Source organism: Natronomonas gomsonensis, assembly GCF_013391635.1.
Lineage (GTDB): Archaea > Halobacteriota > Halobacteria > Halobacteriales > Haloarculaceae > Natronomonas > Natronomonas gomsonensis_A.
Map to the genome: position 1 here is coordinate 1,273,207 of NZ_JACAWU010000001.1, position 16,464 is coordinate 1,289,670.

The window sequence follows — 16,464 nt, forward strand, 5'->3', positions numbered from 1 at the left end:
GTGACGTAGTGTTCTGTCGATGTTCGAGACACTGCTCACCGAGGGGGTCGTACTGGCGGAGGCGCTCGCGCCGCTTCAGAGCTCCCAGGCCGAACTGCTCGGCCGGATTCGGAACGACACGTTGTTGAGTGCGTCGCTGTGGGTGAACGTCGCGTTGGCCGGGTTGTCCGTCCTGTTGTTCGTGTACATGGGTCGGAACGTCCGCTCTCCGCGAGCGAAACTCATCTGGGGTGCGACGCTTTTGATACCGCTGGTCTCGCTGTCGAGCTATCTGGGATTGCTCTCGGGACTCACGGTCGGACTCATCGAGATGCCACTCGGGCACGCCCTCGAAGGGGAGGCAGTCCTCAGCCAGTGGGGTCGGTATCTGACGTGGGCGCTGTCGACGCCGTTGATTCTACTCGCGCTGGGGTTGCTCGCCGACGTGGACATCGGGGACCTGTTCGTCGTCATCGCCGCCGACATCGCGATGTGTCTGACCGGGCTCGCGGCGGCGTTGACCACGTCGTCGTACGCCTTCCGGTGGGCGTTCTACCTCGTCAGCTGTAGCTTCTTCGTCGTCGTCCTCTATGCCCTGCTGGCGGAGTGGCCGGCCGATGCCGAACGTGCGGGAACCGGCGAGGTGTTCGGCACGCTCCGGACGCTGACGGTCGTCCTCTGGCTCGGCTATCCGATAATCTGGGCGGTCGGCGTCGAGGGGTTCGCACTCGTACAATCCGTCGGCATCACGTCGTGGGGGTACTCGGCACTCGACGTGCTCGCGAAGTACGTCTTCGCGTACATCCTCCTGCGGTGGGTCGCCGATAATCAAGACACTATCGAGCGGGTGAGCGCCGGTACGGTAGACGCAGGGACACCGGCCGACGACTGACGACGCTTCGGGTTCGGTGGATGCTCAGTCGCTTTCGGCGTTGTCGACGTTTTCTCCCATCCTCGCGACGGGGTTGTCGGGGTCCTCGACGCGCGGGTCGAGCGCCAACAGCACTCCCAACAGCACCGCGGCGACGACTTCCAGCGTCTTCGAGACGACGGCCAGCGTCACCTGTCCCGGTTGGTCTGCGCCGGTGAACATACCGACGAGCGGGTCGATGTAGTGCGAGGAGACGACTTCGCCGAGTCCTCCGTGGCTGTGGTCGGTCGCCGTTACCTCGCCGGCGCCGGAGAGGCCGTGTTCGAGGACGGAGTGCCACGCCAGCCACCCGACGACGAAGACGACCATCACGCCGATGCCGAGGACGTACGCCCGGCGGTAGTCGATGGCGCCGGCGGCTGTCGCGAGGATGCCGGCGAGGATGGCAAGCCCGGCCAGCGTGAACAGCCACGGTTCCGGCTGGGACAGTGCCTGCTCGCCCGCGAAGTACTGTCCCAGCAGGCCGGCCCGGCCGAGGCGTGCCAGCTCGGCGACGCCGACGACGAGGTGGATGACTGCGACGGCGCCGACGACCTGCAGCGCCCCGAAGCGGAGTTTCCGTGCGGTGGACTCCTCCATGTGCGCTCGTCGGGACTACGCGAGCAAGAGGGTGCCGGTCCGGAAAGCGACCCACTCGGACTCCACCCGCGTGCGTGGCGCGCGCCGCGCACACGCTCAGACGCCCGCAGGCACCTCCTAACGCGGTTTTATGGCTGTTACGACGAAAGGTTGAAACCCCGAGTCGGCGTACCCCGAGGTACTCGTGGAACTCATCGTCACCGAAAAGGACAACGCCGCACGGCGTATCGCCGACATCCTCTCCGACGGCGGCGCGTCCGCCGAGCGCCGAAACGGCGTCAACGTTTATCGCTGGGGCGACAAGCGCTGTGTCGGCCTCTCGGGACACGTCGTCGGCGTCGACTTCCCCGCCGAATACGCCGACTGGCGGGACGTCCAACCCGCGGAGTTGGTCGACGCCGACGTGGTCAAGACGCCGACACAGGAGAACATCGTCCGGACGCTGCAGTCGCTGGCCGAAGACTGCGACGAAGCGGTCATCGCCACCGACTACGACCGCGAGGGCGAACTCATCGGCAAGGAGGCCTTCGAACTCATCGAGGAGGTCGCAGACGTACCCATCTCGCGGGTTCGGTTCTCCTCGATTACTGAAAACGAGGTGAAAAACGCCTTCGCTGACCCCGACGACCTCGATTTCGACCTCGCGGCCGCCGGGGAGGCCAGACAGGTCGTCGACCTGCTGTGGGGGGCCGCACTCACTCGATTCCTCTCGCTTTCGGCCAAGCAGCTGGGTGAGGACTTCATTTCCGTCGGCCGGGTGCAGTCGCCGACGCTGAAGCTCATCGTCGACCGCGAACGCGAGATTCAGGCGTTCGACCCCGACGACTACTGGGAGCTGTTCGCCGACCTCCTGAAGAGCGAGGAGCGCTTCGAGGCCCAGTACTTCTACAAGGAGGACGGCACCGAAAACGAGCGCGTCTGGGACGAAAGCGACGCCGAGGCGGCCTTCGAGCAACTGCAGGGCGCCCGCGAGGCCATCGTCGAGTCGGTCAATCGACGCCGCCGAACCGACGACCCGCCGGAGCCGTTCAACACCACCCAGTACATCCGTGCCGCCGGCTCTATCGGTCTCTCCGCCCAGAAGGCGATGAGCGTCGCCGAGGAACTGTACACCGCCGGCTACATCACCTACCCGAGGACGGACAACACCGTCTATCCCGATGACCTCGACCCCTCGGACCTTCTGGAGTCGTTCGTCGGCCATCACCCCTTCTCGGAGGACGCCCAGTCGCTGCTCGATGCCGGCGACATCGAACCGACGGCGGGCGACGAAGAGACGACCGACCACCCGCCCATCCATCCGACCGGCGAGATTCCCGGAAAGCAGGACCTCTCCGACGACGAGTGGAACGTGTACGAACTCGTCGTTCGTCGCTTCTTCGCGACGGTCGCCGACCCCGCCGAGTGGGAGCACCTCAAGGTCGTCGCCGACGCCAACGGCTGTCTGCTGAAGGCCAACGGCAAGCGCCTCGTCGAGGCCGGCTACCACGAGGTGTACCCCTATGGTTCGACGAGCGAGAACTACGTTCCCGACGTCGAGGAGGGGGAAGTCCTCGACATCGAGGACGCTCGCATCGAGGCCAAACAGACCCAACCGCCCCGTCGTCGGGGCCAGTCGCGGCTCATCGAGACGATGGAAGACTTGGGTCTCGGGACGAAGGCTACCCGCCACAACACCCTCCAGAAACTGTACGACCGCGGCTACATCGAGGGCGACCCACCGCGGCCGACCAAACTCGCGATGGCCGTCGTCGAGGCCGCCGAGGAGTTCGCCGACCGCATCGTCGACGAGGAGATGACCGCCCAACTCGAAGCCGACATGCGGGCTATCGCCGATGGCGAGAAGGACTACGACGAGGTGACCGCCGAATCCCGCGAGATGCTGGCGGTCATCTTCGAGGAACTCCACGACTCCCGGGAGGAAATCGGCGAACACCTCCGAGAGTCGATGAAGGCAGACCGGACGCTCGGGCCGTGCCCGGAGTGCGGCGATGACCTCCTTGTTCGGCGGTCCCGTCGAGGGTCGTACTTCGTCGGCTGTGACGGCTTCCCGGAGTGTCGGTACACTCTGCCGCTGCCGAGTCAGGGCGAACCGACCGTCCTCGACGAACGCTGTGAGGAACACGACCTCCGTCACGTGAAGATGCTCGCCGGTCGCAACACGTTCGTCCACGGCTGTCCGCGCTGTAAGGCCGAGGAAGCCGACGAGGCCGACGACGAGATAATCGGTTCGTGCCCCGAATGTGGCGAGGAACACGGCGGCGAACTCGCCATCAAGCAACTCCGTTCGGGGTCGCGACTCGTCGGGTGCACCCGGTATCCGGAGTGTGAGTACTCGTTGCCGCTGCCCCGGCGTGGCGACATCGTCGTCACCGACGAGCAGTGTGAGGAACACGGCCTGCCGCATCTCCACATCGTCGACGGCGAGGACGACGACGACCCCTGGGAGTTGGGCTGTCCCATCTGCAACTTCGAGGAGTATCAGGAGCGACAGGCGGTGTCGGCCGTCGAGGACCTCGATGGAATCGGCGAGAAGACCGCCGCAAAACTCGCTGATGCGGGCATCGAGTCGCTGGAGGACCTCCGGGGTGCCGACGCCGAGGTCGTCGCGGGAGAGGTACAGGGCGTCTCCGCCGACCGGGTTCGGAAGTGGCAGGCCCAGGCCAACGCCGGCGTCGCGGCCGACTGAGCGGACGATTCAGCGGTCGATACAGGCCACGAACTTATTGGTGCTCGTTGGCAACATGTGCGAGAACGGGGTATGTGGGAATCGATACGCGATGAACGAGGGCAGATGATAGTCGTTGCGGGACTGCTGATAGCGGTGCTTCTGGTCGGCCTCGCCCTCGTGGTCAACGGCGCCATCTACACGGAGAACCTCTCGTCGCGGGAGGTAGAGGGCTCCTCACAGGCGCTCGCGGACGACCCTCCGACGACCGAACGACTCACCCGGTCGATGCAGGAGGCGAACTACAACAGCGACACCGCCAGTTACGTCGAGCGTCGCTCGACGATTCGACAGAACGTCTCGACGTGGAACCAACACCAGGGAGCGTCGAGCGCCCAAAACGGGCGGTTTGCCTCCTCCGAGGTGGCGGCGATGCAGAACGGGACGCGAATTTCGCAGGACGAATATGGCGATTTCATGCCTGCTGAAAAGTCGTTGTTGGATGAGGTTACAACATTGGCCGGCGATTTCCGAATTGATCCTCTTGGACTCGGAGATAAAAAGAATTGGATTATTACTAACCAGACGTCGGTTCGTGCCTTTGAGATGACTATCGACCGAACTGAACTTGCCGACAAAAACCCTACCCTGCTAGCTGCACTTATCAATCCACTGGATGCGGCGCTAACTGGTAGCACCGTTTTCTGGGTCGAAACGGACACTAACCCTGACGACGACGATTTTGAACGTGTGTATCTGTTAGATGATGGTAATAATGTATCAGCGACTGTTGTCTCCTTTGATGGCGGTACTGGTACCGTTGAGGGAGAATGCTCGGCTCGCGGCACTAACGTCACGCTTAGATTGACTGGGGGCAAAATGATTGGCGAGAATGGGTCGGTTGATTGTCCGGTCCTGGATTCGGTCATCGACGATGGTCAACAGAATGTTTACTTCGCCGGTGGTGACGAGGTTGAAGGAACCTACCAACTCATCGTCGATAAGCCTGAAGAACAGTTCCGTGACGGTTTGGAGAACAAATATGGCTCTTTCTTAGATGGTGTACTTGATGCTCTCGTCGACTTGCTATTGGCTCTTATTGGTGGAAGCCTTGAGGATGACGACATCTATCATGACAACCCCAGCTCAGGGCACCCCTACACAACTACGGCCGTCTACGACACCTCCGTCGAGATGACGTACCAGACCGACCGGATGCGGTTCACGCGGAACCTGACGGTGGCACCGGAGTCGTCCGGACTGCCGTAATTCTCACAGGCGGCGTCTGCCGAGTAAAGCGAGGTGTTTTTAGCCGCCCGCGGGTTTCGAGAGGGTATGAGCGCGCCTTGGGCGAACTGGGACCACATCGTCAAAATCGACCCCGACAAGACGCTCGTGGACGGCGAGACGTTCGAGGACGTGTGTGCGACCGGGACCGACGCCATCGAAATCGGCGGGACGACAGGGATGACCGAAGAGAAGATGGCTCGTGTCGTCGAGGCGACCGCGGCCTACGACATTCCCGTCTACATCGAACCGTCGAACGTCGGGTCGGTCGTCCACCGCGAGGGACTCGACGGCTACTTCATCCCCATCGTGTTGAACGCGGGTGACGTGTTCTGGACGACCGGCGCCCACAAGGAGTGGGCTCGCCTCGACACCGACATCGACTGGGACCGTACGTTCACCGAGGCGTACATCGTTCTCAACCCCGACTCCTCGGTCGCCGAGTACACCGAGGCGGACTGCAATCTCGATGCCGACGAGGTGGCGGCCTACGCCGAAGTCGCCGAGCAGATGTTCGGACAGGAAATCATCTACATCGAGTACTCGGGGACGCTCGGCGACCCCGATATCGTCCGGGCGGCGACGGACGCAGTCGAGGATGCGACGGTGTTCTACGGCGGTGGCGTCGGCGACTACGACGCCGCCTACGAGATGGGGAAGTGTGCCGACACCGTCATCGTCGGCGATTTGGTCCACGACGAGGGCGTCGACGCGGTTCGAGAGACCGTTCGGGGTGCCAAAGACGGTAGCGCCGAAGGGAGCGACGGCGCTTGAGGGGTCGGTCCTCTCGCCGACGTGTCTTCGAACGGTCACGGACGGACTTATCATCTTTGCGGCAAAAAGACCTGTATCGATGAGCGTCATCGCCGAATACGCGGTTCGGTCCGACGAACTCGCGTTGGGTGAGACTCTCGGTACCGTCTCCGGGGTCGAACTCGATGTCGAGCGGTCGTACGCGACCGAACCGACGAAACCGATTCTGTTCGTCTGGGCGACGGTCGCCGACGTTGCGGCGTTCGATGCGGCGCTGGAATCGGACCCGACGGTCGGCGAGTTCGAGGTGTTGAGCGAGGTCGACGGTGACTGCCTGTATCGCATCGCCACGACCGACCGAATCGGCGTGGCGCTGTATCCAGCGTGGGTCGAGTTGGGCGCCGAGCGTCTGGAAGCCCGCTACGCTGACGGGTGGTGGCACGCACGGACTCGGTTTCCCGGCCGTGAGGCGTTTTCGGCGTACCGGCAGTACCTCGAGGACAACGGCGTCGAGTTTCGTCTCGAACGGATTTACGGGTCGACACAGCGGGACGACGGCGCTCGGGCGCTCACCGAGGAACAACGGGAAACGCTGGAACTCGCCCACGAACTGGGGTACTTCGACGTTCCACGCTCGGCGACGACGACGGACCTCGCGGCGGAACTCGGCGTCTCCAATCAGGCGGTGTCCGAACGGCTTCGCCGAGGATACGCCCGTCTCGTCGAGGAGACCATCGACTGACCGGTTCGCTCTCGACTACGGCGGTCGACGGGACGGCTTCGCTCGACGTTTGTGGCTCACGCCTCGGTATAACCGTGTATTTATTATGTAGGTGAACGTGTATGTGGTACTGTTGGTCATGACTCTGTATCCCACGGAACAGTGGTTGGACGAGTACGGACGCCTGCTCGACGAGAGCGATGCCCTCGATGAACTCGCTGGTAACTGGGGTCGCGGCTTCAACGGTGACATCATGCTCGTCATCTCCGAGTTACCACTCGAAGAGACGACGCTCGCTGAACTCCCCGAACAGGCTCTCGCCGGCATTCCGGAGGACGTACGCGAGGGAATCGGTGACGTGACGCTCGCGGACGCTCCGGAGACGTTCGGCGAGGCGCTGCGGCCGTCGTTGCCCGCACAGGTGCAGGAACTGCTGTATCAACTCGAAGAGAACGTCACCGACGGCACGCTTTATGCCTACATCGGTTTGGAGGGTGGTGACTGCACCGGCGTCGAGGTCGTCGACAGTCCCGAAGAACACGACGTCGGATTCGAGGTCAGCGCACCTTACAGCACGTGGCGGCAAATCGTCGACGGCCGCCCGGTCGCGTCGGCGCTTCTGACCGGCGACCTCGACGTGACCGGCAACCACGTCCGGCAGGTGCGGTACTCGGCGATGTTCCAACTGCTCGGTCACATCGCTGCCGACGTGGAGACGACTCATCTCTTCGAGGGGGACCGTTCGTCGCCGGCGACGGCGCTCGTCGACGAGGCCGTCCGACAGCCGGCGTTCATCCAGCGAACCGCCGAACGGCAGGTCTCCCGGACGCTGAACCTGCTGTAGATACGGGGTCGTCCGGATTGTGACCGACCCACTGGACGGCTCGTTCCGTGGGCGAGTCGAAAAGTGGGACTTAAAGGGTCGGCCGCCCCACTCGCGGGTATGGAGAACCGTACGTACACGGCGGACGCCGAGCCCGGCGATGAGGTCACTGTCGCCGGCTGGGTCCACGAAATTCGGGACCTCGGTGGCATCGCGTTCCTCATTCTGCGCGATACCTCCGGCCGGATTCAGGTGAAGTTCGAGAAAGACGAGATGGACGAGGAGCTAGTCGAGACGGGGCTCGGCGCCTCCCGTGAGTCGGTCGTCTCGGTGACCGGGAGCGTCGAGGAAGAGCCTCGCGCGCCGACCGGCGTCGAGGTCACGCCCGAATCGGTCGAGGTAATCTCGGAGGCCGATACGGAACTGCCGCTCGACCCATCCGGAAAGGTCGATGCCGAACTGTCCACGCGCCTCGACAACCGGACGCTCGACCTCCGCCGCGAGGAGGGACAGGCCATCTTCGAGATTCGCGCCGAGGTCATGCGTGCGGTCCGGGAGGCGTTCCGCGAGGCCGACGCCACCGAAATCAACACGCCGAAAATCGTCGCGACGGGCACGGAGGGCGGCACCGAGCTGTTCCCCATCACCTACTTCGGGCAGGAGGCGTTCATGAACCAGAGCCCACAGCTGTTCAAACAGCTCGTCGCCGGCTCGAACCTCGAACGCGTCTTCGAAATCGGCCCCATCTTCCGCGCCGAGGAACACAACACGCCCCGACACCTCAACGAGGCGACCTCCATCGACTTCGAGGGCGCTTTCTGTGACCACACCGACGCGATGGACGTCTGTGAGTCCGTCGTCGTCGCCGCCTACGAGGCTGTCGCGAAGAACTGCCAGCGGCAACTCGAAGCGCTCGACCTCGAAGCGGAGTTCGAGCCGCCGGAGACGCCGTTCCCCCGCCTGAGCTACGAGGAGGCAATCGAGCGCATCAACGCCACCGGGGAACTCGACGAGCAGTTGGTGTGGGGCGACGACCTCCCCACCGAGGGCGAGAAGGCGCTCGGCGACGACGTCGGCGGCCACTACTTCATCACCGACTGGCCCGCCGAAATCAAGCCGTTCTACATCATGGACCACGACGACGGCGAGTTGTCGACGGGCTTCGACATGATGCACCCGCGGATGGAACTCGTCTCCGGCGGCCAGCGTGAACACCGCCGTGACCACCTCATCGAAGGGTTCGAACAGCAGGGGCTCGACCCCGAGGCCTTCGAGTACTACACGAAGATGTTCGACTACGGCATGCCGCCCCACGCCGGCTGGGGGCTCGGCGCCGAGCGACTCATCATGACGATGCTGGACCTCTCGAACATTCGAGAGGCCGTACTCTTCCCGCGAGATCGCCAACGTCTGAGCCCGTAGACGACGGCGCGTCTGTCGAACACACCGCTTTTTCGCACCTACCGTGAGCCGACGATGAACTCCGGAGCGAAGACGAGGAGACCGAGTAGCGTCACGAACACGAACATCGCCGCGATTCGAAAGCCGCCTGCCGTCCGCCGTCGCTCCGATGGAAGGGATTCGGCGATTCCCGACAGCGCCAACCCGACCGCAAAGAAGAGCTCGTGTGCCGTCGATGAATCGCCGAGTACCCCGAAGTACACGTAGCTACTCAGAAAGAGCAACGACCCGGCGAACATGACCGCGGCACTCCATCGCCCGGACGGCTCGCTGAACAGGACGGCTTCGATTCTGGAGGGCATCGGTCTGCGTATCTGCTGGAACGGGTAAATAACTGGGTATCGGCGGGGCCGCCCTCGACGACTACAGCAACAGCACCGCGAGCGCGCCGAGCAGCGTCATCACGATGAGGAAGACGCTGGTTCCCATCGACACCTGAAGGTCGATGGTTTCCGGACGGCCGCCGTTCGGCCGGGTATCGGCTTCGATGCCTGGCAGTCGCTTCGCCGTCGTGTAGGCGAAGTGCTGTGGGTCGCTGCCGACGCGGAGCGCCCCGCTTGCGGCGGCGACGGCGACGCGGTCGACGGCCGCCCACGTCTCGGTGACGGCGACGACGAGCGCCCGGCCGCCGTAGAAGACGGCGGGATTGAGCACGCGGTCGACATCTGGAATCCACGTCAGCCGCGAGAGGACGTTCTTCAGCGAGAAGAAGCCGACGAAGCCGGCGACGCCCAGAACGACGCCCTCGACGACGTGGTCGACGGTGTAGGTGGTGTACTCCGCGGTCACCACGTCGGTGTACGGCAGGAGTTCGAAGAGGACGCCGGGCAGCAGCCCGAAGGCGAGACAGAGGCTCCCGACCGCCAGCATCGGGGCGGCCTGTCCGACCTTCGCGTCGTCGGGGTCGATATTCGCCGGGCCGTGGAAGAAGACGTAGTAGCCCAACTTGATGAACGACATGAACGTCCCGACGCCACCGATGATGAGCATCCACCACAGCAGGTCCTCGCCGCCGAGGAACATGCTCTTCGAGCCGATGACGAAGGTGTCCATGCTGTAGTGGGCCTCGGCGATGACGATACCCTTGCTGACGAAGCCGTTGAAGCCCGGAACCCCCGAGATGGCCGCCGCGCCGAACAGATACGAGATGAACGTGACGGGCATCACCTTCCAGAGGCCGCCGACCTCGGTGATGTCCTCGATGCCGGTCCGGTAGATGACGACGCCGATGGACATGAACAGCAGCGCCTTGTAGAGGATGTGGTTGAAGATGTGGCCGAAGGCGCCGGCGGTCGCCAACTCCGAGGTGATGCCGACGCCGGCGACCATGTAGCCGACCTGCGAGATGATGTGATACGACAGGAGTCGGCGCATGTCCTCCTGTAACAGCGCCATCGACGCGCCGAAGACGGCCATCGCCCCGCCCATGTAGGCGATCCAGAGGTGGCCCTCGGGGAACGCCCGGAACATCGCGTAGACGCCGGTCTTCGTCGTGTACACACAGAGGAAGACGCTGGCGGCGATGTGAGGGCTGGGATAGGTGTCCGGGAGCCACGTGTGCAGGCCGATGAAACCGACGTTGACGCCGATGCCGACGGCCATCAGGATTGGCGCGACGGGGCCGACGACGCCCGTCGCCGCACTGAAGAGGAACGAGCCAACCTCGACGTACTGCCAGACGACGGCGCCGAGCACTATCGTGCCGCCGATGCCATGGGCCAACGCGTACCGGAAGCCAGTCCGGACGGCGCGGCCGCCGTAGTGCCACACTAACAGCGTGCTGGTGACGGCCATCAACTCCCAGAAGAACACGAGCGTCAGCCAATCGCCGGCGAAGACGGCGCCGAGACTCGTGCCGACGTAGCCGAGGGCGGCGGCGGTCTGTTTACCGTCTGCCTCGCTCGAATACGAATACAGCACTGCCGCGGCGCCGATGAGACCGAAGATGAGGCCCATCAGTCGCGAGAAGTCGTCGACCTGATACAGCACCGTCTCGAAGCCGAACAACTGCCCCGCGATGAGCGTGCCGTCGGGCACCAGCAGGGCGCCGACTGCGACGCCGGCGGTGGCGAGGAAGCCGACCGCGTGGCCGACTTTTCGTGGCGCGACGGCGGCGATTGCGGCCGCGATGAGGACCGGAACGAACGGCGGGATACTCTCTATCATTAGAGCGTCACCCCCGCGAGTACCGCCGAGACGATGCCGTCGATGAGTCGCAGGAACACCGCCGCGTGCGGAACGAGGCCGAGGACGACCGACCCCGTCATCGCCGCGAGGATGGGGCCGAGCATGAACCACGTGCTCTCGCCGCCGAACCAACCGCTCCGAGTCCACCCGCTCGGCGGCGGGCCGCCGTGGTGGTGTTCGTCGTGATGGTCCTCGGTGCCGTGGTGGTCCTCAGGGGTGTGGTCGTCAGCGTCGTCGCCTTCGTCCCCCTCGTCGACGGTGTGGTCGCTGGGATTCTGGTCGACAGCGTACTCGCCGTCGACGAGCGGTGCGGGTTCGCTGTAATCTCGTTTCTCCGTCCCGCTGAAGTCAGGTCGACCGAGTTCCTCGGGGTCGACGTCCAGGTCGTCTTCCGCCTCGTCGTCCTCGTCCTCCGGGCGGCCGCCGTCCGGCCGGGCCAGCGAGGCGCGTTCCGTGCCGCCGAGGGGATTCTCGACGAGCGGCTTGGCGTCGTGGGCGTCCTCGCTCTCGAAGAATGCCTGATAGACGACCGGCCAGAAGTACGCGATGTTGAGGACTCCCGAAAGCAACAGCGCACCCGCGAAGACGTAGTTGCCGACGGAGACGGTGCCGACGAGTAGGTAGAACTTGCTGACGAAGCCGGCCACCAGCGGGATGCCGGCCATGCCGGCGGCGGCGACGGCGAAAGCCGCCATCGTCAGCGGCATCCGTTTGCCGATGCCGGCCATGTCGCTGATGTCGTCGGTGTGCGTCTCGACGTGGATGATGCCCGCACAGAAGAACAGGGTGAGTTTCATGAAGGCGTGGGCGGGGATGTGCAGCAGACCGCCGGTGATTGCGTCCGGGTGGAGTATCGACAGTCCGAGTACGATGTAGGAAAGTTGGCTCACCGTCGAGTACGCCAGTCTTCGCTTGAGGTTGTCCTTCCGGAGGGCGATGACGCTCGCCGCCACCAGCGTGATGGCGGCGACCGACCCCAACGCGAGTCCCACGCCGAGGTCGGCGACGGCTTCGGGGCCGTACACGTCCAAGACGACCCGGGAGATGCCGAAGACGCCGGATTTGACGACGGCGACGGCGTGGAGCAGTCCGGAGACGGGCGTCGGTGCGACCATCGCGTCGGGGAGCCAGGAGTGCAGTGGCATGAGGCCGGCCTTGACGCCGAACCCGGCCGCGAGCAGGGCGAAGGCGCCGCGTGCGAACGTCGGGTCGGCGGTCGCGAGTGCGTCGATGCCGCCCGGCGTGAACGCGACAGTGCCGGCCAGCCAGTAGACGGCGGCCGTCCCGGCCAACACGGCGACGCCGCCGCCGAAGGTGTAGGCGAGGTATTTTCGGCCGGCTTTGCGTGCCTCCTCGGTCTCGTCGTGGGCGACGAGCGGGTACGTCGCCGCGGTCAGCACTTCGTAGAAGACGAACAACACGAGCAGGTTCGAGGCGAAGGCGATGCCGACGGCGGCACTGAGGCTCATCGCGAACGACGCGAAGTACCGCGTCTGGCTGTGTTCGCCCAACCCGCGCATGTAGCCGATGCTGTACAGCGACGTGATTATCCACAGCAGACTCGCGAGCGTCCCGAACAGCAGTCCGAGCGCGTCCGCACGCAACTCGAAGGGAATGTCGATGACGAACGAACCCAGCGACCAGACGTAGACGTCGCCGGCGAGGACGCCGGGAACCATGCTGGCGATGATGCCGAACTTCCCCAACGCGACGGCGAGCGTCACGCCTTCCCGGACGTTGGGGCGACGATGCGCCGCGAGGATGGCGAACGTTCCGACGACGGATATCAGGACGGCCGCGATGGGCCGTGGGTCTACGACTTCAGTCATTGGGAGAACACCTCCGAGAGAACGGGTTCGAGAAGCGTTTCGAAGCCACTCGTCGCGAAGCCGAGGGCGACGACGACGAGGGCGGTGAGGACGACGACCGCGACCATGCCGACCGAGACGGCCTCGGGGGCGCGGCTGTCGATTCGGTCCTCCTCGGACTCGTCGCCGCCGTCGGCGACCGCTTCGGTGTCACCCGGCGCCGGCGTCGGTGCGCTACCGGGGTCGGCGAAGTACAGTCGTTCGAGCAGTCGGGCGACGTACACCAGCGTGAACAGCGTGCTGAGGAAGACGACGACCGCGACGGGCCACGCTTCCGCACGCACCGCGCCCAGGGCGACGTACCACTTCCCGAGGAAGCCGATGGATGGCGGAACGCCGACGAGCGCGAACCCGAGGACGCCCAGTGCGGCCGCGACGACCGGCGAGCGGTAGCCGAGGCGGGCGTAGTCGTCGACGGTCCGGGCACCGTGTCGGGCCGCGAGGATGGCGGCCGCAGCGAAGAGGCCGCCCTTCATCAGTCCGTGGCCGACGAGGTGGATGACGCCGCCGAGGACGGAATCCGGCGTCGCAAGTGCGAAGGCGGCGACGACGAGACCGAACTGTGCGACCGAGGAGTAGGCGAACATCCGCTTGACCTCCGATTGGACGGCCGCGAGGGCGCTGCCTGCGAGGATGCTGACCGTCGCCAGCGCGAGCAAGCCGTCCTGTGCGAGGGGGACGGCATCGAAGAAGTCGACGGTGAACACCGTCAGTACGACCCGACCGAGGGCGTAGGCGTACACCGTTGACGCCAACGCAGCGATGAACACGGTCACCGTATCCGGCGCGTAGGTGTAGGCGTCCGGTTGCCACGTGTGCAGCGGGAAGATGGCGGCTTTCAGCGCCAGTCCGACGGCGATGAAGCCGAACGAGGCGAGGACCACGCGAGAGCCACCGGGTGTGGTGTAAATGTCCGCGAGTTGCGCCGAGAGGTCGACCATGTTGAGCGTCCCGGTCGCGATGAGCGCGTAGCCGACGCCGATGAGGAACAGCGAGGCGCCGGTCGTTCCCAACAGCAGGTACTTCAGCGCCGCGATGGCCGACTCACCGGACCGGTCGGCGGCGACGAGTGCGTACGTCGCCAACCCCGTGATTTCGAGGAACACGAACATGTTGAACAGGTCGCCGGTAATCGAGATGCCCATCAGGCCACCGACACACAGCAGGTAGGCGCTGTAGAAACTGTTGCGCCGCGGGCCGGCGCTGCGGGCGAAGGCGACGACGCCGAGCGAGACGACGGCGACCAGCGCGACGATGGGCGCCGAGAGGCCGTCACCGACCAACTCGATGCCGTACGGTGCGGGGTAGCCGCCGACCTCGTGGACGAGACGTCCGTCGAGGTACACCGACCGAAGCAGTATGGCGGCCAGTCCGGTCTCGATGAGGGCGGCGACGGTTGCGACGGGCCAGCCGGTTTCGGTACTCCAGAGGCTCAGGAGTAGCGGCGCGACGGCCGCGACGATGGGCACCGCGATGAGCAGCGGGAGGACGATATCAGTCATCGGACACCTCCCGGAGGACGGCCTCGTCGAGGGTGCCGTACTCCCCGTAGATGCGGACGATGAGCGCCAAGGCGACGGCGGTGAGGCTGACGCCGACGACGATGGCGGTCAGGACGATGACGTGCGGCAACGGGCTGACGTAGGGGCCGCCGCCTCCCTCCGAGGGAACGATGGGAACCGAGCCGTCGACGACGTACGCCGAGGCGATGAAAAACAGGAAGACAGCGCTCTGAAACAGGTTCAGCCCGATGACCTTCTTGACGAGGTTGGCGTTGGCTATCATCATGTAAATCCCGGTGACCATCAGCAGGATGAACGCCGCGTAGGCCCACCGAGTGGCGAGTAACTCTATCATTCCACGTCACCTCCGGGGCCGGCGGCCGTCAGGAAGAACAGCCCCATGATGACGCCGGCGACGATGAGTGCGATGCCGCCGATTTCGACGGCTTCGATGCCGTATTTGGCAGCGTCCTCCAGCGGGTACAGCCCGTATTCGAGGAACGCACCGCCCAGGACGACGCTTCCAAGTCCGATGGCGGCGAAGATGAGCAACCCGAGACTCGCGACGAGCGTCACCGCCTTCGTGCCGAGCCACCGCCGAGTCGGGTCGATGCCGAAGGCGAAGGCGAGCATCAACACGACGACGCCGATCAGCGCGCCGCCTTGGAAGCCGCCACCCGGCGAATCGGCGCCGTGGAAGGTGATGTACAGCCCGAACGTGAGCACGAACGGCGTCACGACGCGGACGGTGCTCATGATGACCTCGCTTTCGGTGTAGGCACGCTGCGGCGCCACGATCGATTCCTCGGCATCGGCGTCGCCGTTCGCCCCAGACTCCGGCGCCGTCTCGTTGTCCGCGTCGCTCATGTGAACACCTCCCGTTGCAGGACGACGAGAACCGCCACCCCGGCGGCGAAGACGACGGTCGCTTCGCCGAACGTGTCGAATCCACGGTAGGCCGCCAGCACGGCGGTGACGGTGTTCTCGACGCCAGTTTCGGCGTACGACTGTGTGAGGTAGTGGCCGGTGACCGCATCGTAACTGAGAATCGGCGAGTTCGGGTCGCCGACGGCCGGCAGGTCGGGCAGCGTCAATCCGAAGACGACGGCGAGAGCGCCGCAGGCAAGCGCTGCTCGCGGGTCGAGGCGTTCGAAGGTCCGTTCGCCACCCGGTCGCACCGTCTTCACGATGGTCAGAAGCAACAGGATGGTCGTCACGCCGGCGCCGATGACGGCTTCGGTGAGTCCAACGTCCGGCGCCAACAGCAGGGTGTACAGCAGCGCCATCCCGAGGCTGTAGGCGGCGAAGACGATGATGGCAGCGAGCACGTCCCGCAGCAGCGCCGTCGCGACGCCCGTCAGGATGACGAATATGACCAACGCGTAGGCGACGTACTCCATCATCGGTCTTCCCTCCAGGGTTCGATGTCCTGTTCGTGTGCGGCGCGGGCGACCGCGTGTGCGGCCGTCGGGTTCGTGATGAAGATGAACACCAACAGGAGCACGGTCTTGAGGGTCGATATCTCCAGTCCGAGCGTGAGTGCGACGGCGACGAGCGTCAGGCCCGCACCGAGGGTGTCGGCCTGACTGGCGGTGTGGGCGCGGGAGTAGATGTCCGGCAGGCGGATGACGCCGACTGCGGCGACGAGCGTGAAGAACAGACCGCCGCCGAGGAAGATGATGACGGCGATTTCGGTCGGCGTCAC

The 16,464-nt window shown here is 64.9% G+C and carries 16 protein-coding genes; 7 read left to right on the top strand and 9 right to left on the bottom strand.

The window, feature by feature from the left end:
• The first annotated feature begins 19 nt into the window (after positions 1-19).
• Complete coding sequence (locus tag HWX69_RS06645) at positions 20-871, top strand: bacteriorhodopsin (protein WP_178916298.1); 852 nt, start codon at positions 20-22, stop codon at positions 869-871.
• 24 nt (positions 872-895) lie between these two features.
• On the opposite strand, the gene HWX69_RS06650 is transcribed toward HWX69_RS06645, so the two are convergent.
• A complete protein-coding gene (locus tag HWX69_RS06650) occupies positions 896-1,489 on the bottom strand; it encodes a hypothetical protein (protein ID WP_178916299.1) in 594 nt (197 codons plus the stop codon).
• A gap of 184 nt (positions 1,490-1,673) precedes the next feature.
• Here HWX69_RS06650 and HWX69_RS06655 point away from each other — a divergent pair, with 184 nt between their 5' ends.
• From HWX69_RS06655 to aspS, 6 genes are all read left to right on the top strand, one after another.
• Positions 1,674-4,178 carry a DNA topoisomerase I gene (locus HWX69_RS06655; protein WP_178916300.1) on the top strand — a complete coding sequence of 835 codons (2,505 nt, stop codon included), beginning with the start codon at positions 1,674-1,676 and terminating at the stop codon, positions 4,176-4,178.
• Between the two features lie 72 nt (positions 4,179-4,250).
• Positions 4,251-5,426, top strand: coding sequence for a DUF7261 family protein (locus HWX69_RS06660; RefSeq protein ID WP_463605610.1), 1,176 nt, complete (start codon positions 4,251-4,253; stop codon positions 5,424-5,426).
• A 66-nt stretch (positions 5,427-5,492) separates the two neighbouring features.
• The gene (locus HWX69_RS06665; protein WP_178916302.1) at positions 5,493-6,218 is read left to right on the top strand and encodes a phosphoglycerol geranylgeranyltransferase; all 726 of its coding nucleotides are present in this window, start codon (positions 5,493-5,495) and stop codon (positions 6,216-6,218) included.
• A gap of 79 nt (positions 6,219-6,297) precedes the next feature.
• Entirely contained in the window at positions 6,298-6,939 is a 642-nt protein-coding gene (locus HWX69_RS06670) for a helix-turn-helix domain-containing protein (protein ID WP_178916303.1), read from the top strand.
• 118 nt (positions 6,940-7,057) lie between these two features.
• Complete coding sequence (locus HWX69_RS06675; protein WP_178916304.1) at positions 7,058-7,762, top strand: sterol carrier protein; 705 nt, start codon at positions 7,058-7,060, stop codon at positions 7,760-7,762.
• A 99-nt stretch (positions 7,763-7,861) separates the two neighbouring features.
• Positions 7,862-9,163 carry an aspartate--tRNA(Asn) ligase gene (gene aspS / locus HWX69_RS06680; RefSeq protein ID WP_178916305.1) on the top strand — a complete coding sequence of 434 codons (1,302 nt, stop codon included), beginning with the start codon at positions 7,862-7,864 and terminating at the stop codon, positions 9,161-9,163.
• 38 nt (positions 9,164-9,201) lie between these two features.
• On the opposite strand, the gene HWX69_RS06685 is transcribed toward aspS, so the two are convergent.
• The 8 genes from HWX69_RS06685 to mnhG form a co-directional block, all read right to left on the bottom strand.
• Complete coding sequence (locus HWX69_RS06685) at positions 9,202-9,504, bottom strand: hypothetical protein (protein WP_178916306.1); 303 nt, start codon at positions 9,502-9,504, stop codon at positions 9,202-9,204.
• Between the two features lie 61 nt (positions 9,505-9,565).
• Positions 9,566-11,368 carry a Na(+)/H(+) antiporter subunit D gene (locus HWX69_RS06690; protein WP_178916307.1) on the bottom strand — a complete coding sequence of 601 codons (1,803 nt, stop codon included), beginning with the start codon at positions 11,366-11,368 and terminating at the stop codon, positions 9,566-9,568.
• Entirely contained in the window at positions 11,368-13,218 is a 1,851-nt protein-coding gene (locus HWX69_RS06695) for a cation:proton antiporter (protein ID WP_178916308.1), read from the bottom strand. The genes HWX69_RS06690 and HWX69_RS06695 overlap by 1 nt, the downstream gene beginning before the upstream one ends.
• Entirely contained in the window at positions 13,215-14,759 is a 1,545-nt protein-coding gene (locus HWX69_RS06700) for a monovalent cation/H+ antiporter subunit D family protein (protein ID WP_178916309.1), read from the bottom strand. The genes HWX69_RS06695 and HWX69_RS06700 overlap by 4 nt, the downstream gene beginning before the upstream one ends.
• The gene (locus HWX69_RS06705) at positions 14,752-15,114 is read right to left on the bottom strand and encodes a cation:proton antiporter subunit C (RefSeq protein ID WP_178916310.1); all 363 of its coding nucleotides are present in this window, start codon (positions 15,112-15,114) and stop codon (positions 14,752-14,754) included. Before HWX69_RS06705 ends, HWX69_RS06700 begins: the two co-directional genes overlap by 8 nt.
• Positions 15,111-15,626 (bottom strand): MnhB domain-containing protein, encoded by a 516-nt coding sequence (locus HWX69_RS06710; RefSeq protein ID WP_178916311.1) that lies wholly within the window; start codon positions 15,624-15,626, stop codon positions 15,111-15,113. The genes HWX69_RS06705 and HWX69_RS06710 overlap by 4 nt, the downstream gene beginning before the upstream one ends.
• Complete coding sequence (locus HWX69_RS06715) at positions 15,623-16,159, bottom strand: DUF4040 domain-containing protein (protein ID WP_178916625.1); 537 nt, start codon at positions 16,157-16,159, stop codon at positions 15,623-15,625. The genes HWX69_RS06710 and HWX69_RS06715 overlap by 4 nt, the downstream gene beginning before the upstream one ends.
• Entirely contained in the window at positions 16,159-16,464 is a 306-nt protein-coding gene (gene mnhG / locus HWX69_RS06720) for a monovalent cation/H(+) antiporter subunit G (protein ID WP_178916312.1), read from the bottom strand. Before mnhG ends, HWX69_RS06715 begins: the two co-directional genes overlap by 1 nt.

Excerpts from the sequence above, each read along its gene's own strand:
- HWX69_RS06690 (WP_178916307.1), bottom strand. The coding sequence starts at position 11,368 with ATGATAGAGAGTATCCCGCCGTTCGTTCCGGTCCTCATCGCGGCCGCA.
- HWX69_RS06670 (WP_178916303.1), top strand. The coding sequence starts at position 6,298 with ATGAGCGTCATCGCCGAATACGCGGTTCGGTCCGACGAACTCGCGTTG.
- HWX69_RS06695 (WP_178916308.1), bottom strand. The coding sequence starts at position 13,218 with ATGACTGAAGTCGTAGACCCACGGCCCATCGCGGCCGTCCTGATATCC.
- HWX69_RS06685 (WP_178916306.1), bottom strand. The coding sequence starts at position 9,504 with ATGCCCTCCAGAATCGAAGCCGTCCTGTTCAGCGAGCCGTCCGGGCGA.
- HWX69_RS06665 (WP_178916302.1), top strand. The coding sequence starts at position 5,493 with ATGAGCGCGCCTTGGGCGAACTGGGACCACATCGTCAAAATCGACCCC.
- HWX69_RS06705 (WP_178916310.1), bottom strand. The coding sequence starts at position 15,114 with ATGATAGAGTTACTCGCCACTCGGTGGGCCTACGCGGCGTTCATCCTG.
- HWX69_RS06660 (WP_463605610.1), top strand. The coding sequence starts at position 4,251 with ATGTGGGAATCGATACGCGATGAACGAGGGCAGATGATAGTCGTTGCG.
- HWX69_RS06645 (WP_178916298.1), top strand. The coding sequence starts at position 20 with ATGTTCGAGACACTGCTCACCGAGGGGGTCGTACTGGCGGAGGCGCTC.
- HWX69_RS06650 (WP_178916299.1), bottom strand. The coding sequence starts at position 1,489 with ATGGAGGAGTCCACCGCACGGAAACTCCGCTTCGGGGCGCTGCAGGTC.
- HWX69_RS06700 (WP_178916309.1), bottom strand. The coding sequence starts at position 14,759 with ATGACTGATATCGTCCTCCCGCTGCTCATCGCGGTGCCCATCGTCGCG.
- HWX69_RS06675 (WP_178916304.1), top strand. The coding sequence starts at position 7,058 with ATGACTCTGTATCCCACGGAACAGTGGTTGGACGAGTACGGACGCCTG.
- aspS (WP_178916305.1), top strand. The coding sequence starts at position 7,862 with ATGGAGAACCGTACGTACACGGCGGACGCCGAGCCCGGCGATGAGGTC.
- HWX69_RS06710 (WP_178916311.1), bottom strand. The coding sequence starts at position 15,626 with ATGAGCGACGCGGACAACGAGACGGCGCCGGAGTCTGGGGCGAACGGC.
- HWX69_RS06715 (WP_178916625.1), bottom strand. The coding sequence starts at position 16,159 with ATGGAGTACGTCGCCTACGCGTTGGTCATATTCGTCATCCTGACGGGC.